Annotated in this window: 14 protein-coding genes and 6 pseudogenes; 6 read left to right on the plus strand and 14 right to left on the minus strand. The window is 68.0% G+C overall.

Translation table 11 applies throughout. From position 1 onward, the window contains the following. The 4 genes and pseudogenes from BN4332_RS33385 to BN4332_RS25875 all read right to left on the minus strand — a co-directional run. A pseudogene (locus BN4332_RS33385) lies at positions 1-680 on the minus strand (hypothetical protein); the annotation flags it as partial. 169 nt (positions 681-849) lie between these two features. Then, positions 850-1,134: a hypothetical protein gene (locus tag BN4332_RS25865; RefSeq protein WP_066902311.1), complete on the minus strand. Its 285-nt coding sequence runs from the start codon at positions 1,132-1,134 to the stop codon at positions 850-852. 266 nt (positions 1,135-1,400) lie between these two features. Continuing rightward, positions 1,401-1,754: a YbaB/EbfC family nucleoid-associated protein gene (locus BN4332_RS25870; protein WP_066902312.1), complete on the minus strand. Its 354-nt coding sequence runs from the start codon at positions 1,752-1,754 to the stop codon at positions 1,401-1,403. Then, the gene (locus BN4332_RS25875) at positions 1,751-2,068 is read right to left on the minus strand and encodes a hypothetical protein (protein ID WP_066902313.1); all 318 of its coding nucleotides are present in this window, start codon (positions 2,066-2,068) and stop codon (positions 1,751-1,753) included. Before BN4332_RS25875 ends, BN4332_RS25870 begins: the two co-directional genes overlap by 4 nt. Positions 2,069-2,250: 182 nt before the next feature. Here BN4332_RS25875 and eccA point away from each other — a divergent pair, with 182 nt between their 5' ends. Then, the gene (eccA, locus tag BN4332_RS25880) at positions 2,251-4,062 is read left to right on the plus strand and encodes a type VII secretion AAA-ATPase EccA (protein WP_066902314.1); all 1,812 of its coding nucleotides are present in this window, start codon (positions 2,251-2,253) and stop codon (positions 4,060-4,062) included. Positions 4,063-4,108: 46 nt separating this feature from the next. Beyond that, positions 4,109-5,107 (plus strand): annotated as a pseudogene (locus tag BN4332_RS25885) (MinD/ParA family ATP-binding protein); the annotation flags it as partial. A gap of 6 nt (positions 5,108-5,113) precedes the next feature. Here the strand turns inward: BN4332_RS25885 and BN4332_RS25890 are convergent. Beyond that, complete coding sequence (locus tag BN4332_RS25890) at positions 5,114-5,890, minus strand: class I SAM-dependent methyltransferase (protein WP_066902326.1); 777 nt, start codon at positions 5,888-5,890, stop codon at positions 5,114-5,116. Positions 5,891-5,940: 50 nt separating this feature from the next. Between BN4332_RS25890 and BN4332_RS25895 the strand changes: the two are divergent. Then, positions 5,941-6,279 (plus strand): annotated as a pseudogene (locus BN4332_RS25895) (FGGY family carbohydrate kinase); the annotation flags it as partial. A 108-nt stretch (positions 6,280-6,387) separates the two neighbouring features. On the opposite strand, the pseudogene BN4332_RS25900 reads toward BN4332_RS25895, so the two are convergent. Next, positions 6,388-6,855, minus strand: a pseudogene (locus BN4332_RS25900) (PadR family transcriptional regulator); the annotation flags it as partial. On the opposite strand from BN4332_RS25900, the pseudogene glpK reads away from it, so the two are divergent. Beyond that, positions 6,851-7,981 (plus strand): annotated as a pseudogene (gene glpK / locus BN4332_RS25905) (glycerol kinase GlpK); the annotation flags it as partial. The pseudogenes BN4332_RS25900 and glpK overlap by 5 nt on opposite strands. Here glpK and BN4332_RS25910 read toward each other — a convergent pair. The 4 genes from BN4332_RS25910 to BN4332_RS25925 all read right to left on the minus strand — a co-directional run bounded on the left by BN4332_RS25910 (position 7,978) and on the right by BN4332_RS25925 (position 11,223). Continuing rightward, positions 7,978-8,661 (minus strand): hypothetical protein, encoded by a 684-nt coding sequence (locus tag BN4332_RS25910; RefSeq protein WP_066902316.1) that lies wholly within the window; start codon positions 8,659-8,661, stop codon positions 7,978-7,980. The pseudogene glpK and the gene BN4332_RS25910 overlap by 4 nt on opposite strands. A gap of 20 nt (positions 8,662-8,681) precedes the next feature. Continuing rightward, the gene (locus tag BN4332_RS25915; protein ID WP_066902317.1) at positions 8,682-9,425 is read right to left on the minus strand and encodes a PadR family transcriptional regulator; all 744 of its coding nucleotides are present in this window, start codon (positions 9,423-9,425) and stop codon (positions 8,682-8,684) included. Between the two features lie 101 nt (positions 9,426-9,526). Then, on the minus strand, positions 9,527-10,453 hold the full coding sequence (locus tag BN4332_RS25920; protein WP_066902318.1) for an AraC family transcriptional regulator: 927 nt from the start codon (positions 10,451-10,453) through the stop codon (positions 9,527-9,529). A 17-nt stretch (positions 10,454-10,470) separates the two neighbouring features. Then, a complete protein-coding gene (locus BN4332_RS25925; RefSeq protein ID WP_066902319.1) occupies positions 10,471-11,223 on the minus strand; it encodes a methyltransferase domain-containing protein in 753 nt (250 codons plus the stop codon). A gap of 98 nt (positions 11,224-11,321) precedes the next feature. Between BN4332_RS25925 and BN4332_RS25930 the strand changes: the two genes are divergently transcribed. Then, positions 11,322-11,801, plus strand: coding sequence for an anthrone oxygenase family protein (locus tag BN4332_RS25930; protein ID WP_066902327.1), 480 nt, complete (start codon positions 11,322-11,324; stop codon positions 11,799-11,801). Here the strand turns inward: BN4332_RS25930 and lfrA are convergent. From lfrA to BN4332_RS25945, 3 genes are read right to left on the minus strand one after another with little or no spacing between them, the layout of a single operon-like run. After that, on the minus strand, positions 11,792-13,324 hold the full coding sequence (lfrA, locus tag BN4332_RS25935) for an efflux MFS transporter LfrA (protein WP_066902320.1): 1,533 nt from the start codon (positions 13,322-13,324) through the stop codon (positions 11,792-11,794). The genes BN4332_RS25930 and lfrA overlap by 10 nt on opposite strands. A 31-nt stretch (positions 13,325-13,355) precedes the next feature. Next, a complete protein-coding gene (locus tag BN4332_RS25940) occupies positions 13,356-13,934 on the minus strand; it encodes a TetR/AcrR family transcriptional regulator (RefSeq protein ID WP_066902321.1) in 579 nt (192 codons plus the stop codon). Positions 13,935-13,986: 52 nt separating this feature from the next. Next, complete coding sequence (locus BN4332_RS25945; RefSeq protein WP_308208383.1) at positions 13,987-14,748, minus strand: RDD family protein; 762 nt, start codon at positions 14,746-14,748, stop codon at positions 13,987-13,989. Between the two features lie 104 nt (positions 14,749-14,852). On the opposite strand from BN4332_RS25945, the gene BN4332_RS25950 reads away from it, so the two are divergent. Then, entirely contained in the window at positions 14,853-15,845 is a 993-nt protein-coding gene (locus BN4332_RS25950) for a stage II sporulation protein M (RefSeq protein WP_066902323.1), read from the plus strand. A gap of 10 nt (positions 15,846-15,855) precedes the next feature. Here the strand turns inward: BN4332_RS25950 and BN4332_RS25955 are convergent. Further along, a pseudogene (locus tag BN4332_RS25955) lies at positions 15,856-16,245 on the minus strand (DUF58 domain-containing protein); the annotation flags it as partial.

The raw sequence follows: 16,245 nt of genomic DNA on the forward strand, positions 1-16,245 counted from the left end.
GTGCCGGCCTGCACGCCGGCCTCGGCGCCCTTGGTCGCCATCGACATCAGCGGCGAGGCCAGGCCGGCCAGCGACGCGGCCTCGGGAGCGGACGTGACGCTCACCGGCGCGCCGGCCGCGGTCACCTGTGCGGCCTGAGTGGCCAGTGAGGTCTGCAGTTCGGTCATGACCTCGGCGGTGGTCGCAATTGCCTTGTTGGCGGCCGCGATTGCCGCTGCCCAGCCCCACGGGAAGATGATCATGGGTCCGATCGCCGCGATCGTCGCGGCGAACTCGGAGATGATCGCGATGAGCCGGACCCTGGCCTGTCCGACGTTGGCGGCGGCGGTGTTCAAACTCTTGCTCAGCGCGTCGGATTGGGCGCCGACCTCGGCGCCGTCGGAAATCGCCGCGGTGGTCTTGGCTGCCGCGGCGGTTCCGGATTCGCCCTGCCACGCGTCGTTGACCGAACCCACGGATTGCTGCAGCGACCCGCCGGTGGACTGGAACGTCTTGGTGATGGCCTGCAGCATCGTCGTCGGGTCGACGCCTTCGAACAAACCGGTGCCGAGCGTGGAGAGTGCGTCGGTGACCGGACTGATCAACGCGCTCGGATCCATCGGATTGGCGGGCGGTTGTTCCTGCGGTTGTTCCTCCGGCGGAGGCTCCTCCGGGGGCTTTTGCTCTCCAATTGGCGGCAAACCCAGACGCTCAAGAATTTGGCGCACCGGCAAATTCAGAAAGTCTTGCAGATTCTGTTCTTGAGCAGCGATGACACCGGTGGCGTCGTAGCCGGGGACCTGCTGAGCTAGCTGACCTACCGGGGTCACCGGCTGGGGAGGCAAAATCGACGGCATATCGCGCCCCGGCCTAGGAGCTCTCGTTGTTCAACACGGCGGATCGAGATACTCCGGTGGCTGCGCCGGTGGCGGCATGAACCCCGCCGACCAGTAGCGTACCCGCCAAATTGGTTGCCTGAGCTGGGCCGAACGCTGCGAGGTAGACCGCGCCGATCGGGCCGAGAGCGGCCGCCGCGGCCGTCAGCATCGCTGCCGAATCAGCGGATCCGGCCGCGGTTATCGCCGATGCGGCAGCCTCGTTGGCGGCGGAAAAGGTAGCCATCCCGGCAGGCTGGGCGGCGAAATGGTCGCTCATCGTGCAAATACCTTTCCAGCTGGATGTGGACGCTGTGTGGGCACGAGACCAATAAACTATAGCCGTGTGAGCGATGCGCAGCTAACTGAATTTTGCGCGAATAATGCATGTAGATCGTTCGTTTCGGTAATTAGCGCGTCAGAAAGAATTGCTGGATAACCAATTGTCGCGTGCGCATCCGGCCTGCGATGCGGACTGCTTCGCAGTTCAGGCGCCGGCCGGTTGGCCGACGACGCGGGGCGGGTGGTGGTTTGCCGAGCGGGCCGTCAGCGCTCGGGTTCGAAAGAGCCGCCGTCCCAACGAGTCAGCGGCGCCTGCTGGAGTTCCCGCATCCTGGCCGCGAATTCCTGGGACAGGAACTGCTGCCGGGCCGTCGCCACCTGTGCGGCGGCACCAGCTGTTTCGACGATGAGTTTCGCCAATGCGTCAGCGCCGAGCTTGTGCGCGGCCGGGCCCAGCCACAGCCCGGTCATCGCGCCCAGCCCGTCGACTTCGACGCTGACGTTCCCGTCACGGCTGGTGACACGCGCCGAAATCGACTGGCAGTGCTCATCCATCGCCTGTACCAGGTCGCGCTGCTTGCGGATACGTCCGATCAGGGAGTCGGCGAGGCTGCTCATACCGACCTGCTCCAGGTGGGCGGCAGTTCGTCCTCCTCGCCGAGAACCTCGTCCTCAGCGCGGCTCAGGTCTTCTTCGGTTGCCAACCGTAGCGGGTCGATAACCGATGTGCTGTAACCCTTTTCGGTCAGATCGCGCCTGCGCTGGACCTGTGCGCGCGCTGCCGACAAGCGGCACAGGGCCATGATCTCGTCGGCGAGTTGTGTCGGGGACTTCTTCAACTCGGCCGGGTCGATGCGGAGCGCGACGGGCAGCCCACGTTCGGTGGTGCGGACCGAAATCGTTCCGCCCGGCGACTGGACCGGCTGTGTCATTCTGGCCTCCCGCGCAGCTGAGCTGCGGCGCTGGAATTTTCTCCGGCGCCGAGGTGTTCCGACCGCCAAACTTAGTACAATCGCGGGCGTCCGTTCGGTGCTCACCGGGCTCACCGGGACGTAATGGCGAGATCGCGCGCGTTTCGCGGCTGACCGCGCAGTGAGGAGACGTGTCACCTCCGATGAGTGGATCCACCGATGCGCAGCGGGTTTTCGATGCCGGAGTGCTATCGCTCGGCATTCCCATCGACGGGTTGGAAACCGAGCGCGACCTGCCGTACGCGGCGCTGGCCTTCCGCCGGGCCACCGAGTACGACCCGGACATGTGCGATGCGTGGCTGGGCCGCGCCGCCACCGGCGACACCAGTCCGGAGGTCATCTATCACCTGTACCGCACCAGCACGATCTCGCTGTTCCGCGAGCAGCGCCGGCTCGGGCTGCCGCAGCGGGCGTTGAGCGGACGCTTCCAGACCGGGCTGTACCTCGATTACCCGCTGAGCACCAAGACCGAGATGTGGCTTGCCTACGCCGCCAGCATGATCGGCGCGAAAGACTTCGACGAAGCCGAGCAGGTACTCGACAAGCTGGAACAAACCAACGCCGCGACACCGGAGGCCGACGCCGCCGAGATCTGCGCCTACATCCGCGGCGTCCTGCACTTCACCACCCAGCGCTGGCCCGATGTGCTGACGGCGCTGAGCAGATCGGGGTCGTTCACCGACAACTACATCGGGGCCGGCGCCGATCTCATGGTCGGTTCGGCGTGCGCCCAGATGGGATTGTTCGGCGAAGGCATTCGCCGGCTGGACCGGGCCATCGAGGGCCCGGTGCCCGGTGCCCGGCGGGCCGCGGAGTTCTGCAAGGGACTGACGTTGCGGGAGATGGGCGAGGAGCAGGACGCCCGGGTGATCTTCGAGCGGATCTACAGCGAGGATCCCGGATTCGAGGCGAACGCGGCCGCGTTGGCCGATCCGAAGTACCGCCTGGTCATCACCTCCAAGGAGATGGTCGAATCCCGCACCGACCGCTGGGACCCGGCCAGCGTGCCGTCGGCCGAAGACCTGATGGCCGACGACCTGTCCGAGCGCGGCAACGAGTACCTCCAGGCAGCCCAGCAGGAACTGGACCGCCAGATCGGCTTGTCAGAGGTCAAACTCCAAGTGGCCAAACTGAAGTCGGCGGCGATGCTGGCAAAGGTGCGTGGCGACAAGGGCCTCAGCTCTGCGGCGCGCAGCCTGCACCTGGCGTTCACCGGCCCGCCCGGTACCGGCAAGACCACGATCGCCCGGGTGGTGGCGCAGACCTACTGCGGGCTGGGATTGCTGCGCACGCCCAACATCGTCGAGGCCAAGCGCCACGACTTCGTCGGCCAGCACCTCGGCAGCACCGCGATCAAGACCACCGCGCTGATCGACTCGGCGATGGACGGGGTGCTGTTCATCGACGAGGCCTACACGCTGATCCAGACCGGACTGTCGGGCGGCGACGCGTTCGGCCGGGAAGCCGTCGACACCCTGCTGGCCCGCATGGAGAACGACCGCGATCGACTCGTCGTGATCATCGCCGGCTATGACGCCGAGATCGACCGCTTCCTGGCCTCCAACGACGGTTTGGCATCGCGCTTCACCAAGCGCATCCGCTTCGGTTCGTACGCGCCGCACGAACTCGGCGACATCGGCAGGCTGGTCGCCCGCACCAGAGATTCCGAGCTCTCCGACGCCGCCTACGAGGAACTGGTCAACAGCTGCGTCACGCTGTGCCAGAGCGAGGCGATCGACTCGACCGGGCAACTGCGGCCGGGCATCGACCTGGCCGGCAACGGCCGGTTCGTGCGCAACGTGATCGAGGCGGCCGAAGAGGAACGCGAGTACCGGCTCAGCGAGATCCACGGGGCGAACCTGTCCGAACTCGATGAGGCGCAGTTGATGCGAATCGAATTGCCCGACATGCAAGCCGCACTCAAACAGGTGCTCGGCATGACGGCACCGAGCTGATGACGAGGAAGCAGCCATGACCGACCGCGACGACGAGCGGCTGAACCCAGGGCCGCCGGAACAGACTCCGTTCACCTCGAGCAGGCCGGGGGCCGCCGCGCAACCGCACCACTCGATGGTGCCGACCAACGGCGACCTCGGGCTGGTTCGCTCGACGCCGACCCCGCGCTCCGGCTGGCGCAAGGCCGTGTACCGGGTCACCGGCGTGAACCCGGGCATCTCTGACGAAGAGGCGAACCAGAAGGCCCTCCTGGACCGGGTCAACCAGCCGGTGGTCGGCGGTCCGTTCAACATCGCGCTGCTGTCCCAGAAGGGCGGGGTGGGTAAGACCACCACCACCGTCGGCCTGGGCGCCACGCTGGCGGCCACCCGCGGTGATCGGGTGATCGCGGTGGACGCCAACCCCGACTTCGGCACGCTGGCCCAGCGTGGCCCCAACGAGTGCGATTCCACCGTGCGCGACGTGCTTCTCGACGACGGCATCTCGCGATACTCCGATATCCGCCGCCACACGTCCCAAAGTTCAAGCCGCCTGGAGATTTTGGCCTCAGAGCGGGATCCGGCCACCTCGGAGGCCTTCTCCGAGCACGACTACCGCGGCGTGCTGAGCGTGCTGCAGCGCTTCTACAACATCATCCTGACCGACTGCGGTACCGGGCTGGTGCACTCGGCGATGGCGGGCGTGCTGGACGCGGCGGACGTGATCGTGATCGTCGCGTCGCCGGCCATCGATTCCGCCCGAAGTGCCCTGGCGACGCTGGACTGGCTTGAGCGCAACGGTTATTCGCACCTGGTGCCGAAGGCCGTGGTAGTGGTCAGTGCCTCGCGGCCGGGTGCGCTCGGACTCGACATGGGGCAGCTGTCGAACCATTTCTTGCCTCGGGTGCGGGCCGTGCACGTGATCCCGTTCGACGACCACCTCGCCGAGGGCGCCGAAGTCGACCTCGGCTTCCTCAGCCGGTCCACCCGGCAGGCCTTCCTCGAGCTGGCCTCGACCGTCGCCGACTGCTTCTCGGTGGCACCGCAGCTGCAGCGGCGCGCCTGAGCGAATTCAGCGCGCGCGCCTGGCGATCACGATCTGCGGCAGGTTCAGCCCGCTGCGCAGCTCGACGTCGATCGACGGGTCGGCGTGGTGGGCCAGGCTGCGCAACGCCGATGGGCTGTAGCTGCGCAGCGAACTGATGACTCCGTCGTGCGCGAACGGCAGCACCAGCGCCGCGGGCAGCATGGTGGCCAGGCGCAGCAGGTGCAGCGGCGCGGGTGGTCGCGGCAGATCGATGATCAGCAGGGTGTCCGCTACCCGAGTGCCCTCGGCGAACACCCGCGCGGCCTGCGACGGGCGCAGGTGGTGAAACGACAAGGCGAACAGGGCCAGGTCGTAGCTGTCGTCGGCGGCGTCGATCGCGGTGGCGTCCATCTGGCGGACCTCGGCGCGCGGATGGGAGCCGAGGTCACCGGCGGCGATGCGTGCCACCGATTCCGCGTCGAGGTCGGTGACGGTGACCCGGGCCGACGGATGATCGGCCAGCAGCTGGCGCGACACCCCGCCGTGCCCGGCGCCCAGTTCCAGAATCCGCGGATCGGGCACGTCGGCCACCAGATCGAGCGCGATCGCGGCGAACCGCTGATGATTCCGGAAGAACCGGCCCGTCCAGTCCAGCGCCCCGATCACCTGCTTCTTCGTCGATTCGTCGACGTCGTCGCGGTCCAGGTACTCCAGCCGATCGGTTTCCAGCAGCCGGTCCAGGCACGACGCCCGGAACCCGCCCCGGGGCATCCGGTCGATATCGGACGTGAAACCCGCGGCGTCGGAAACCATGTAAGCCATCATGGACGTTTCGGCGGGCAGGAGCGACAGCGACCCGGGAAGGGAACACAGTGGCCGACTTCGTAGCAGCAATCGACCAGGGCACCACCAGCACCCGATGCATGATCTTCGATCACGCCGGCGCCGAGGTGGGCCGCCATCAGCTTGAGCACCAGCAGATCCTGCCCAGGGCCGGGTGGGTGGAACACAATCCGGTCGAGATCTGGGAACGCACCTCGGCCGCGATCATGACGGCGCTGAACAAGACCAACCTGGTGGCCGGTGACCTGGCCGCGCTCGGGATCACCAACCAGCGTGAGACGGCGCTGGTGTGGAACCGCCGCACCGGCCGTCCGTACCACAACGCCATCGTGTGGCAGGACACCCGCACCGACCGCATCGCCGCGGCGNATCGCGGAATTGGAGTCCGATGACCGCGCCGACCGCGGTCAGGACTGCGACTACGGCCGGCGCGATGGTTGTGACAAGGCTGTCCACGAGGGCAGCCTACGGGCTCTTCACTCTTCGCCGAGGACCTGGTAGATCTCGCGGCGGGCGTTGTTGACGATGTCGAGGATGCGTTGTTGCTGATCCTCGCTGGCCGTGAAGCTCGACTGACTGACCGCTGCCATCAGCTGGCCGAGGGCGCCGCGCAGGTTCACCGTGCCGGGAGCCTCGTCCTCGGCGTCCGCGGTGATCTGTTCCCACGGCGGCGTCTCGATCTGCTCGGCGGCCCGGCGTCCGTCCTCGGTCAGTTCGAAGGTCTTCTTGCTGCCCTCGGTTTCGGTCGGCGCGATCAGTCCCTCGTCGACCAGCAGCTGCAGGGTGGGGTACACCGAACCTGGGCTCGGCTTCCACAGATTGTCGCTGCGGTCAGCGATCTCCTGGGTCATCTCGTAGCCGTGCATGGGCCGTTCGGCCAGCAGGGTCAGGATCGCGGCACGCACATCGCCGCGTCGTCCCCGCCGTCCGCCGCGGCCNCTTCCGCCGGCGACGTACTTCTCGGCGGGCAAGATCCAGTGGATCCTGGAGAACGTCGACGGTGTCCGTCGCGATGCGGAGAACGGGGACGCGATCTTCGGCACCCCCGACAGCTGGGTGACGTGGAACCTCACCGGCGGGTATCGCGGCGGCGTGCACGTCACCGACGTCACCAACGCCAGCCGCACCATGCTGATGAACCTGGAAACCCTGGACTGGGACGACGAACTGCTGTCATTCTTCTCGATCCCGCGCCAGATGCTGCCGGAGATCAAGCCGTCGTCGAACCCGGGATCGTTCGGCATCACCCGCGACGACGGGCCGCTGGCCGGTCAGGTACCGGTGACGGGAATCCTGGGCGATCAGCAGGCCGCGATGGTGGGGCAGGTCTGCCTGGAGCCCGGCGAGGCCAAGAACACCTACGGAACCGGCAACTTCCTGCTGCTCAACACCGGCGAGAAGATCGTGCGCTCGGACAACGGCCTGCTGACCACGGTGTGCTACCAGTTCGGTGACGCGAAACCGGTTTACGCGCTTGAGGGTTCGATCGCGGTGACCGGTTCGGCGGTCCAGTGGCTGCGCGATCAGCTGGGCATCATCAGCGGCGCGGCACAGAGCGAGGCGCTGGCCCGGCAGGTGAGCGACAACGGGGGCGTGTACTTCGTGCCCGCATTCTCCGGGCTGTTCGCGCCGTACTGGCGCTCCGATGCCCGCGGCGTCATCGTCGGCTTGTCCCGGTTCAACACCAATGCTCACCTGGCCCGCGCCACCCTGGAGGCGATCTGCTACCAGAGCCGTGACGTGGTGGAGGCGATGGAGGCCGATTCCGGTGTGCACCTTGAGGTTCTGAAGGTCGACGGCGGAATCACCGCCAACGCGCTGTGCATGCAGATCCAGGCCGACGTGCTCGGCGTCGAGGTGGTCAAGCCGGTGGTCGCCGAGACCACCGCCCTGGGTGCGGCCTACGCGGCCGGGCTCGCGGTCGGCTTCTGGGAGAACCCCGACGACCTGCGGGCCAACTGGCAGGAGGGCCAGCGGTGGAGCCCGCAGTGGGATGACGAGCAGCGCTCCAGCGGGTACGCCGGTTGGCGCAAAGCCGTTGAGCGGACCCTGGATTGGGTGGAGATCTAGCGGGTCACCGAGATTCGGCACTTGGCCATGATGGACCTGAGTTCATCTTGGTACTGCTTACCGAGCAGCGCATGGTCGGCCTTGGCGCCGCTCCTGGCGGCATCGAGGATCTGCCCGGCCAACTCGCCCATCCGGTGCGCGTGCTCTGCGACCTCTCCGTCGGTCACCTGATCGGCCTGCTCGCGGATGATCTTGGCCCAATCTGTGTAATCTCCGACCGTCGGCCCCTGGTTGGCCTCCGCGGTCGGCATGAGGGCGCCGGTGCTCGCGAGACTGGACTGCACCAGCGGATCCGCCTGCCGGCAGCCCTTGTCGCCGGTGTAGGTCAGTGCGGTTGTTCCGATGATCACCAGGACCGCGCACGCGGCCGCTGCCGTGGCGATCGCCACGTTCCGGGGCTCCGGATCGAGGACACGGCGGCGCCACAACACGTGGGCGACGATGACGGCGGCCACGCCGACCACCGCCATGACGGTCGCCTCGACGGGGCTGCCCACCCCGGAGGCCGAGCCGATGGCACCCATCGTCCCGGCCGCGGCGAGCAGCACCAGGAGCCACTGCCAGATGCCGCGCCGGCGCTCGTAGGCGTCGACATCGCGGAATTGGAGTCCGATGACCGCGCCGACCGCGGTCAGGACTGCGACTACGGCCGGCGCGATGGTTGTGACAAGGCTGTCCACGAGGGCAGCCTACGGGCTCTTCACTCTTCGCCGAGGACCTGGTAGATCTCGCGGCGGGCGTTGTTGACGATGTCGAGGATGCGTTGTTGCTGATCCTCGCTGGCCGTGAAGCTCGACTGACTGACCGCTGCCATCAGCTGGCCGAGGGCGCCGCGCAGGTTCACCGTGCCGGGAGCCTCGTCCTCGGCGTCCGCGGTGATCTGTTCCCACGGCGGCGTCTCGATCTGCTCGGCGGCCCGGCGTCCGTCCTCGGTCAGTTCGAAGGTCTTCTTGCTGCCCTCGGTTTCGGTCGGCGCGATCAGTCCCTCGTCGACCAGCAGCTGCAGGGTGGGGTACACCGAACCTGGGCTCGGCTTCCACAGATTGTCGCTGCGGTCAGCGATCTCCTGGGTCATCTCGTAGCCGTGCATGGGCCGTTCGGCCAGCAGGGTCAGGATCGCGGCACGCACATCGCCGCGTCGTCCCCGCCGTCCGCCGCGGCCACGATGGCCACCGCGTGGGCCGAAGCCGAAGCCGAATCCGCCGCGCGGGTCGAAGCCGAACTCGAAGCCGCGCACGGGCCCGAAGCCGGGGCCGAAACCCGGGCCACCGAATCCGGTCTGGCAGGTGGAATCGATGTTCTGTTCGCGGGCCTCGTGCAGGTGGGCGCGCAGCTGATCGCGGAACTCACGCCGAGCGGCGCGACGCTGTTGATGCATGGCACGGCGGTCCGCCGGCCCGAAGCCGAAGCCGAATCCGCCTGAGGGGGTGAACGGGGTGCTCATATGGCAAGTCCTTTCGTAACGGGGAACGGGGTGTTCCACTCCGATACGTTGACGATATATCGGAATCTATCGTTTGTCGATAGTCCAGGGCTGCGCCGCGATCACACCGCCCGATGTTCGATCGGGCTCAGGCCATAGGCGCGCTTGAACGCACTGCTCAAGGCGAACGGTGTGGAGTAGCCGACCTGCCGGGCCACCGCGGCGATGGTGGCCTCGGTGTCGCGCAGCAGGTCGGCGGCCAGTGCCAGGCGCCAGCCGGTGAGGAAGGCGATCGGCGGCTCGCCCACCTGATCGGTGAACCGGCGGGCGAACACCGCGCGCGAACAGCCCACGGCCGCAGCCAGATTGGCCACCGTCCAGGGGTGGGCCGGGTTGTTGTAGATCAGCTTGAGGGCGGGTCCCACGACCGGGTCCTGCTCGGCCTGCCACCACGACGGCGCGTTGCCGTCCCGGTCGAACCAGGTGCGCAGCACCGCGATCAGCAGCAGATCGAGCAGCCGGTCCAGGTAGGCCTCCTGGCCGGGCCCGTCGCGGCCGGCCTCGTTCGACAGCAGATCGATCAGCGGGGTGTCCCACTCGTCGGCCCGCACCACCAGCACCGCGGGCAGCGCGTCGAGTAGGCGTGCGCTCACCTCGCTGCGACCCTCGTAAGCGCACACGATCGACTCCGCGGCACCCGTCGCACTGTTGCCCCAGCTGCGCAGCCCGAGCGACATCTCGAAATGCAGATCCTCCCCGGACAGCGTGGTGCAGCGTTGCCCGGGATTGATCACCACGCTCGGTGGCGTGGCCGGATCGTCGGCGAACACATAGTTTTCGGTGCCGCGGGTCAGCGCGACATCACCCGGCCCCAGCCGCAACGTGCCGCTGTGCGTACCGGAGATCACCGCGTCGCCACGGGTCTGGCAGATCAACGCCAGCGGTGCCTCGTCGCGGATGGCGAGAGACCATGGCGGGTCCATGCGCAGCCGCAGCACGAACGCGCCGCGGGCGCGAACCCCGTCGAGCAGTCCGACCAGGGCGTCCACGACCGTAGGGTAAGCGCTCAACCGGGCTTGCGGGCCTCGATCAGGTGACGCGACGAGTGCGCGACGAACGAACCGTCGGCCTCGATCTTGCGGTGCAGTGCGGCGAGCTTGTCGCGGTGGTCATCGACCGTGAACCCCGGCACGATCCAGATCACCTTGCGCAGGAAGTAGACCACCGCGCCGATGTCGAAGAACTCCATCTTCAGGCGCTCGGCACGCAGGTCGACGATGTCGAGGCCGGCGGCCCGCGCCGCGGCGGACTCGGATTCCGGGTCGCGGGCCCTCCGGGCCTCGGGCTGTGGCCCGAGGAAGTACTCGGTCAGCTCGAAAACGCTTGCCGGGCCGACATGTTGGGCGAGATAGGTGCCGCCAGGCATCAGCACGCGGGCGATCTCGTCCCACCACACCGTGGCCGGGTGCCGGCTCAGCACCAGCTCGAACGCCGCGTCGGCGAACGGCAGCGGTGGCTCGTCGGGATCGGCGACCACGACGACGCCGCGCGGCCCCAGCAGCCGGGTCGCCCGGTCGAGGTTGGGCGGCCAGGATTCGGTGGCGGCCATGGTCGGCGGGAACGTCGCCGCCCCGGCGAGCACCTCACCGCCCCCGGTCTGGATGTCCAGCGCCGAGGCCACCATCGCCAACCGCCGGCTCATCAGGCGCTGGTAGCCCCACGACGGCCGGGCCTCGGTGGCGCGGCCGTCCAGCCACGAGAAGTCCCAACCGGCCACGGGTGCCGTCTCGGCCTCGGCCACCAAATCGTCGAACGTCACCGACCCATCTTGACAGCGCGGGCCGATCGAGACGATCGCGTATGAAATCGGGATTCCTGACGATGGAACGTCTCACGCCATCGTCGTTGACTGACTTCATGACCATCAGCCCACTCGTCATCCTCACCGCGGCCGCCGCGCTCGGCAGCGCCGCCGCCGGTGGCCTGTTCTACGCGTTCTCCACGTTCGTGATGCGTGGCTTGGACCGCACCGGCCCGGTCGACGCGGTCACCGCCATGCGCGGCATGAACGCCGAAGCCAACAGCAATGCGCCGTTCCTGTTGTTCCTGCTGGGTTCGGCGCTGCTGTCGCTGGCCGTCGGCGTGATCGCGGTGACCCAGATCGACCGCCCCGGCAGTTGGTTCCTGGTGGCCGGTGCGGTCTTCGGCATCCTCGGGGTCGTCGTCACGATGCTGTTCAACGTGCCGCTCAACAACCACCTCGACCAGATCGACCTGGCCGACGCGGCGGCTGAATGGCAGGCCTACTTCAGCAGGTGGACGGCCTGGAACCACGTCCGCACCGCGACCGGGTTCCTCGGCGCGATCCTGCTACTGACCGGCCTGGGCTACCGCTGAGCCTGCTTGCGGAACGCGACTGCCACGATGGCGGCCGCGGTCAGCGCCAGCGCCGCCGCGATGACCGCCGTCGGCGCGATGCCGGAATCGAATGCGATGCGCGCCGATTCGAGCAACTGGTCGGCGGTCGTCGCGGGCAGGTCGGCAGCCACCGAAGTGGCCCCGCCGATGCTCTCGGCGGCGTCACCGGCCTGCTCGGGCGTCAAGCCGGCCGGCACCGTGATGTTGCCGCGGTAGAACGCGGTGAAGATGGTGCCGAGGGTCGCGGTGCCCACCACCGCGCCCAGCTCGTAGGCGGTCTCCGAGACTGCCGACGCCGCACCGGCTTTGGCGGCCGGGACGGAGGCGACGATGGTGTCGTTGGACACCGTCTGGGACATGCCGACGCCGAGTTCGAGCACGATGAACGACACGATCACGGCCACCACAGACAGGTCGTGGCGGAACAGCAGGATCATCACGAACCCGGCCGCGACCAGGATCAGGCCTGCGACCATCAGCGTCTGCGGCGCAAAGCGTTTCGCCAGCTGCACCACACCGATGCCGGCGATCATCGACACCACCGCACCCGGCAGTGTCACCAGGCCGGCCACCAGCGGTGACAGGCCGAGCACCAGCTGCAGATGCTGCGAGATGAAGAAGATGAAGCCGATCAACCCGACGATCGACAGGAAGTTCGCCAGGATCGACGAGCTGAACGGGGCGTAGGAGAACAGCCCGATGTCGAGCATCGGAGTGGCACTGCGCTTCTGGCGCCGCACGAACATCACGGCCGAGGCGATACCGGCGGCGAAGGCGAGCGCCACCGCGGCCGACAACCCGTCGTGGGCCGCGGTCTTGATCGCCCACACGAACGGCAGCATCGCGGTGAACGACAACACCACGCTGAACAAGTCCAGTGGGCCCGGATTGGGGTCACGCGATTCCGGCACCAGCCGGGGGCCGAGTACCAAGAGCGGCAACAGGATCGGCACAGCGACCAAGAACACCGAACCCCAGTGGAAGTGCTCCAGCAACGCACCGCCCACGATGGGGCCCAGCGTCGAGCCCGCGGTGAAACAGGAGGCCCAGATCGCGATCGCGAGCCGGCTGGCCGACGCGTCGGTGAAGATGTTGCGGATCAGCGACAGCGTCGACGGCATCAACATGGCGCCGAACACACCGAGCGCGGCGCGCGCGATGACCAGGTACTGCGCGCTGGGCGCGAACGCGGCCGCCACCGACACCACCGCGAAACCGGTGGCGCCGATCAGCAGCAGCCGGCGCCGGCCGATCCGGTCGCCGAGCCCGCCCATGGCGACCAGCAATGCGGCCAGCACCAGTGAGTAGACGTCGACGATCCACAACTGAGTGGATGCCGACGGGCGGAAATCTTCGGCGATCGCCGGCAGCGCGAACGCCAGCACGGTGTTGTCGATCGCGATCAGCAGCACCGGCAGCATCAGGACGGCGAGCGCCAGCCAGGCACGTTTGGGTGTCGGTGTCACCGACGGATTGCCGTCCAGGTAGGTGGACGTGGACATGGGATGAGCTCCAAAGACTTCAAAGAGGGGATCAGCCGCGCGGGAGTTGGATGGTGCCCGCGGTCAGGCTGGTCATGATGGCGTCGACGATCTGGTGGCGGGGAGTGCCGTCCTGCTTGGCGGCCTCAGAGCCGGCATCGAGCAGGGCCCAGAACACCCGCCGGGCCCACCCTGGGGGGTATTCGGGCCTGTCGACCGAGGCTCGGTTGAGCACCTCGACGATCGCCTCGTCACCGGTGTCCAGGTGGGCCGCCAACTCGCGATCCGCCAGGATCGTGGGCTCGCTGTAGACGAACAACACGATGGGGCCGAGGTCGAGCTGGCTTTCCACGACCCGGCGCAACGCCGCGTCCACGGGACCGTGCATCGGGTCAGCGCGGTCGATCGCGGCAATGGTGAGCTCGTGCACGTGCCGGGCCAGGGCGCGCAGCAGGTCGGTGCGCTCGGGGTAGTACCGGTGCACGGTGCTGCGGCCGACGTCTGCGGCGGCCGCGATATCGGAGAGCGATGCCGAGGGCTGATCGGCCAGAACCGTCATCGCGGCATCGAGAATCGCCTTGCGGGTGCGCTCACGCGGCCCGCTCTGCGTCGTCGATGCCGGACTGGTCATGGATCAAAATATAGCACCACTGGACCAAAATGAGACAGTGATGTCCCACACGCTAACCTGGCGGGGCGAATCCGCTGGTCGGGCCGGGTGACGGATAACCCTGGTACGGCGCCGGATACGCCGCCGGCTGGGCCCGCGGCATCAACCGGGCCAACGCGCGACGGTGCCGCTCAGCCAGCACCGCAGCCAGCACGTACTCCACCGGAACCCCAGGTGGCGGTGGTGGCGAGATGCGGGAGGCCACCTCGGTGAAGATCCGTTGGCCCATCTCATGGCGGATCCGCGGATCGAGTTGAGCCGATCGGGACAGGAACTGCCGGGCCAGCTCCGCCTGCTCGGGACCGAGACCGGACAGTTGCAGCGAGGCGGCCCACCAGGCCAGCGCGGGCGGCATGACCGGGGGCGGGGTCAGCCTGGGCCCGCGCTCGCTGATCACCACGGTGCCGGCGAAGATGTCACCGAGCCGTTTGCCCTTGGCCGACAACAGGCTGGAGATCACCGCAGGCCCGCCGGTCAGCATCCAGATCTCGATGAAGCCGGCCAGGCCGCGAAACAGCGCCTGGCGGAAGCGTTCCGGGCCGCCGTCCTCGGCCACCACCCGCAGACCCAACGCCATCTTGCCCAGCGACCGTCCCCGCGTCGCCGTCTCCATCACCACCGGATACCCGACCAGGGCAAGCACGGTGAAGATGATCAGGATCGCCGCCGACAGCGCGTCGTCGAGTTGGGTCAGCGTGAGTGACCACAGCACCACACCGACCACATATCCGGTGACGATCACCAGGATGTCGATGAGTGCGGCCAGGGTGCGCACCGGCAACTGGGCGATCGCGACATCGAGGACGACGGCGTCCCCGGTCACCACCGGCTCGGGCTGCGAAACCATACCGACACACGCTACCGACTAGGCTTTGCCAGGTGGATCTCGATGCGTTCGTCGTGGCTCATCGCCCCACCTGGGACCGCTTGGAACAGTTGGTAAAACGCCGCAGGCACCTGACCGGCGCCGAGGTCGACGAGCTCGTTGACCTCTATCAGCGGGTTTCCACTCACCTGTCGATGGTGCGTTCGGCCTCGCAGGATTCGGTACTGGTCGGGCGGCTGTCCGGGCTGGTGGCCCGGGCCCGTGCCGCGGTGACGGGGGCCCACGCCCCGCTGTGGCGGGAGTTCGCCCGGTTCTGGACGGTGTCCTTCCCGGTGGTGGCCTACCGGTCCTGGCGCTGGTGGCTGGGATCAGCCGTCGGGTTCTTCATCGTGACCGTGGCACTGGCGTTGTGGGTCTCGGGCAATCCCGAGGTGCACGCCGCCATCGGAACGCCCAGCGAGATCGAGGAACTGGTCCACCACGATTTCGAGTCTTACTACAGCGAGCATCCGGCCGGGTCGTTCGCGCTGCAGGTCTGGGTGAACAACGCCTGGGTGGCCGCGCAGTGCATCGGCTTCGCGATCCTGCTCGGGCTGCCCATCCCGTACGTCCTGTTCCAGAACGCGGCGAACCTCGGCGTGATCGCCGGGCTGATGTTCAGCGCGGGCAAGGGCGATTTGTTCCTCGGTCTGATCACTCCGCACGGACTGCTCGAGATGACCGCGGTGTTCCTGGCCGCCGGGGTGGGGATGCGGCTGGGCTGGATGGTGATCGCGCCCGGCGACCGGCCCCGCGGGCAGGTGCTGGCCGAACAGGGCCGGGCCGTGGTCGCGGCCGCGATCGGGCTGGCGGTCGTGCTGCTGGTGTCTGGTCTCGTCGAGGCCCTGGTGACGCCGTCGCCGCTGCCCACGTTCATGCGGGTCGGCATCGGCATCGCCGTCGAACTGGCCTTCCTGGGTTACGTCTTCTACTTCGGGCGCAAGGCCGTTCGGGCGGGCGAGAGCGGCGATCTCGAAGACGCCCCCGACTTCGTCCCGACGGCTTAGTGTCGACCGCTCAGAGCTTGCCCGCCGCCTTCATCGCCAGATAGTGATCGGCCAGCGCCGGCGCCAGATCCTCGGGCCGGGCGTCGACCACGTCGACACCGTGGCCACGCAGCCGGGACGCGATGGCCCGGCGGTCGTTGCGGGCCCGTTCGGCGGCGGCGGCGTCGTACACCTGAGCGGCGTCGGAACGCCCGGCCGCCAACTGGTCCACCCGCGGATCGGAGACCGCGGCCAGCAGCACCTGATGCCGGGCCGACAACAGCGGCAGCACCGTCATCAGCCCTTCGTCCAGGGCCGAGGCGTTCAGATCGGTCAGCAGCACCACCAGGGCCCGGCCCCGCACCCGGCGCGACACTGCCGAAACCATCGCGGTGGCATCGGATTCCACCAGCGCGGGCTG

The organism is Mycolicibacterium houstonense (assembly GCF_900078665.2).
In the GTDB taxonomy this organism is placed as follows: domain Bacteria; phylum Actinomycetota; class Actinomycetes; order Mycobacteriales; family Mycobacteriaceae; genus Mycobacterium; species Mycobacterium houstonense.

Coding starts and splice junctions, on each gene's coding strand:
- BN4332_RS25930 (WP_066902327.1), top strand. CDS start 11,322: ATGACCATCAGCCCACTCGTCATCCTCACCGCGGCCGCCGCGCTCGGC.
- BN4332_RS25865 (WP_066902311.1), bottom strand. CDS start 1,134: ATGAGCGACCATTTCGCCGCCCAGCCTGCCGGGATGGCTACCTTTTCC.
- eccA (WP_066902314.1), top strand. CDS start 2,251: ATGAGTGGATCCACCGATGCGCAGCGGGTTTTCGATGCCGGAGTGCTA.
- BN4332_RS25890 (WP_066902326.1), bottom strand. CDS start 5,890: ATGGCTTACATGGTTTCCGACGCCGCGGGTTTCACGTCCGATATCGAC.
- BN4332_RS25875 (WP_066902313.1), bottom strand. CDS start 2,068: ATGACACAGCCGGTCCAGTCGCCGGGCGGAACGATTTCGGTCCGCACC.
- BN4332_RS25915 (WP_066902317.1), bottom strand. CDS start 9,425: ATGAGCACCCCGTTCACCCCCTCAGGCGGATTCGGCTTCGGCTTCGGG.
- BN4332_RS25940 (WP_066902321.1), bottom strand. CDS start 13,934: ATGACCAGTCCGGCATCGACGACGCAGAGCGGGCCGCGTGAGCGCACC.
- BN4332_RS25870 (WP_066902312.1), bottom strand. CDS start 1,754: ATGAGCAGCCTCGCCGACTCCCTGATCGGACGTATCCGCAAGCAGCGC.
- lfrA (WP_066902320.1), bottom strand. CDS start 13,324: ATGTCCACGTCCACCTACCTGGACGGCAATCCGTCGGTGACACCGACA.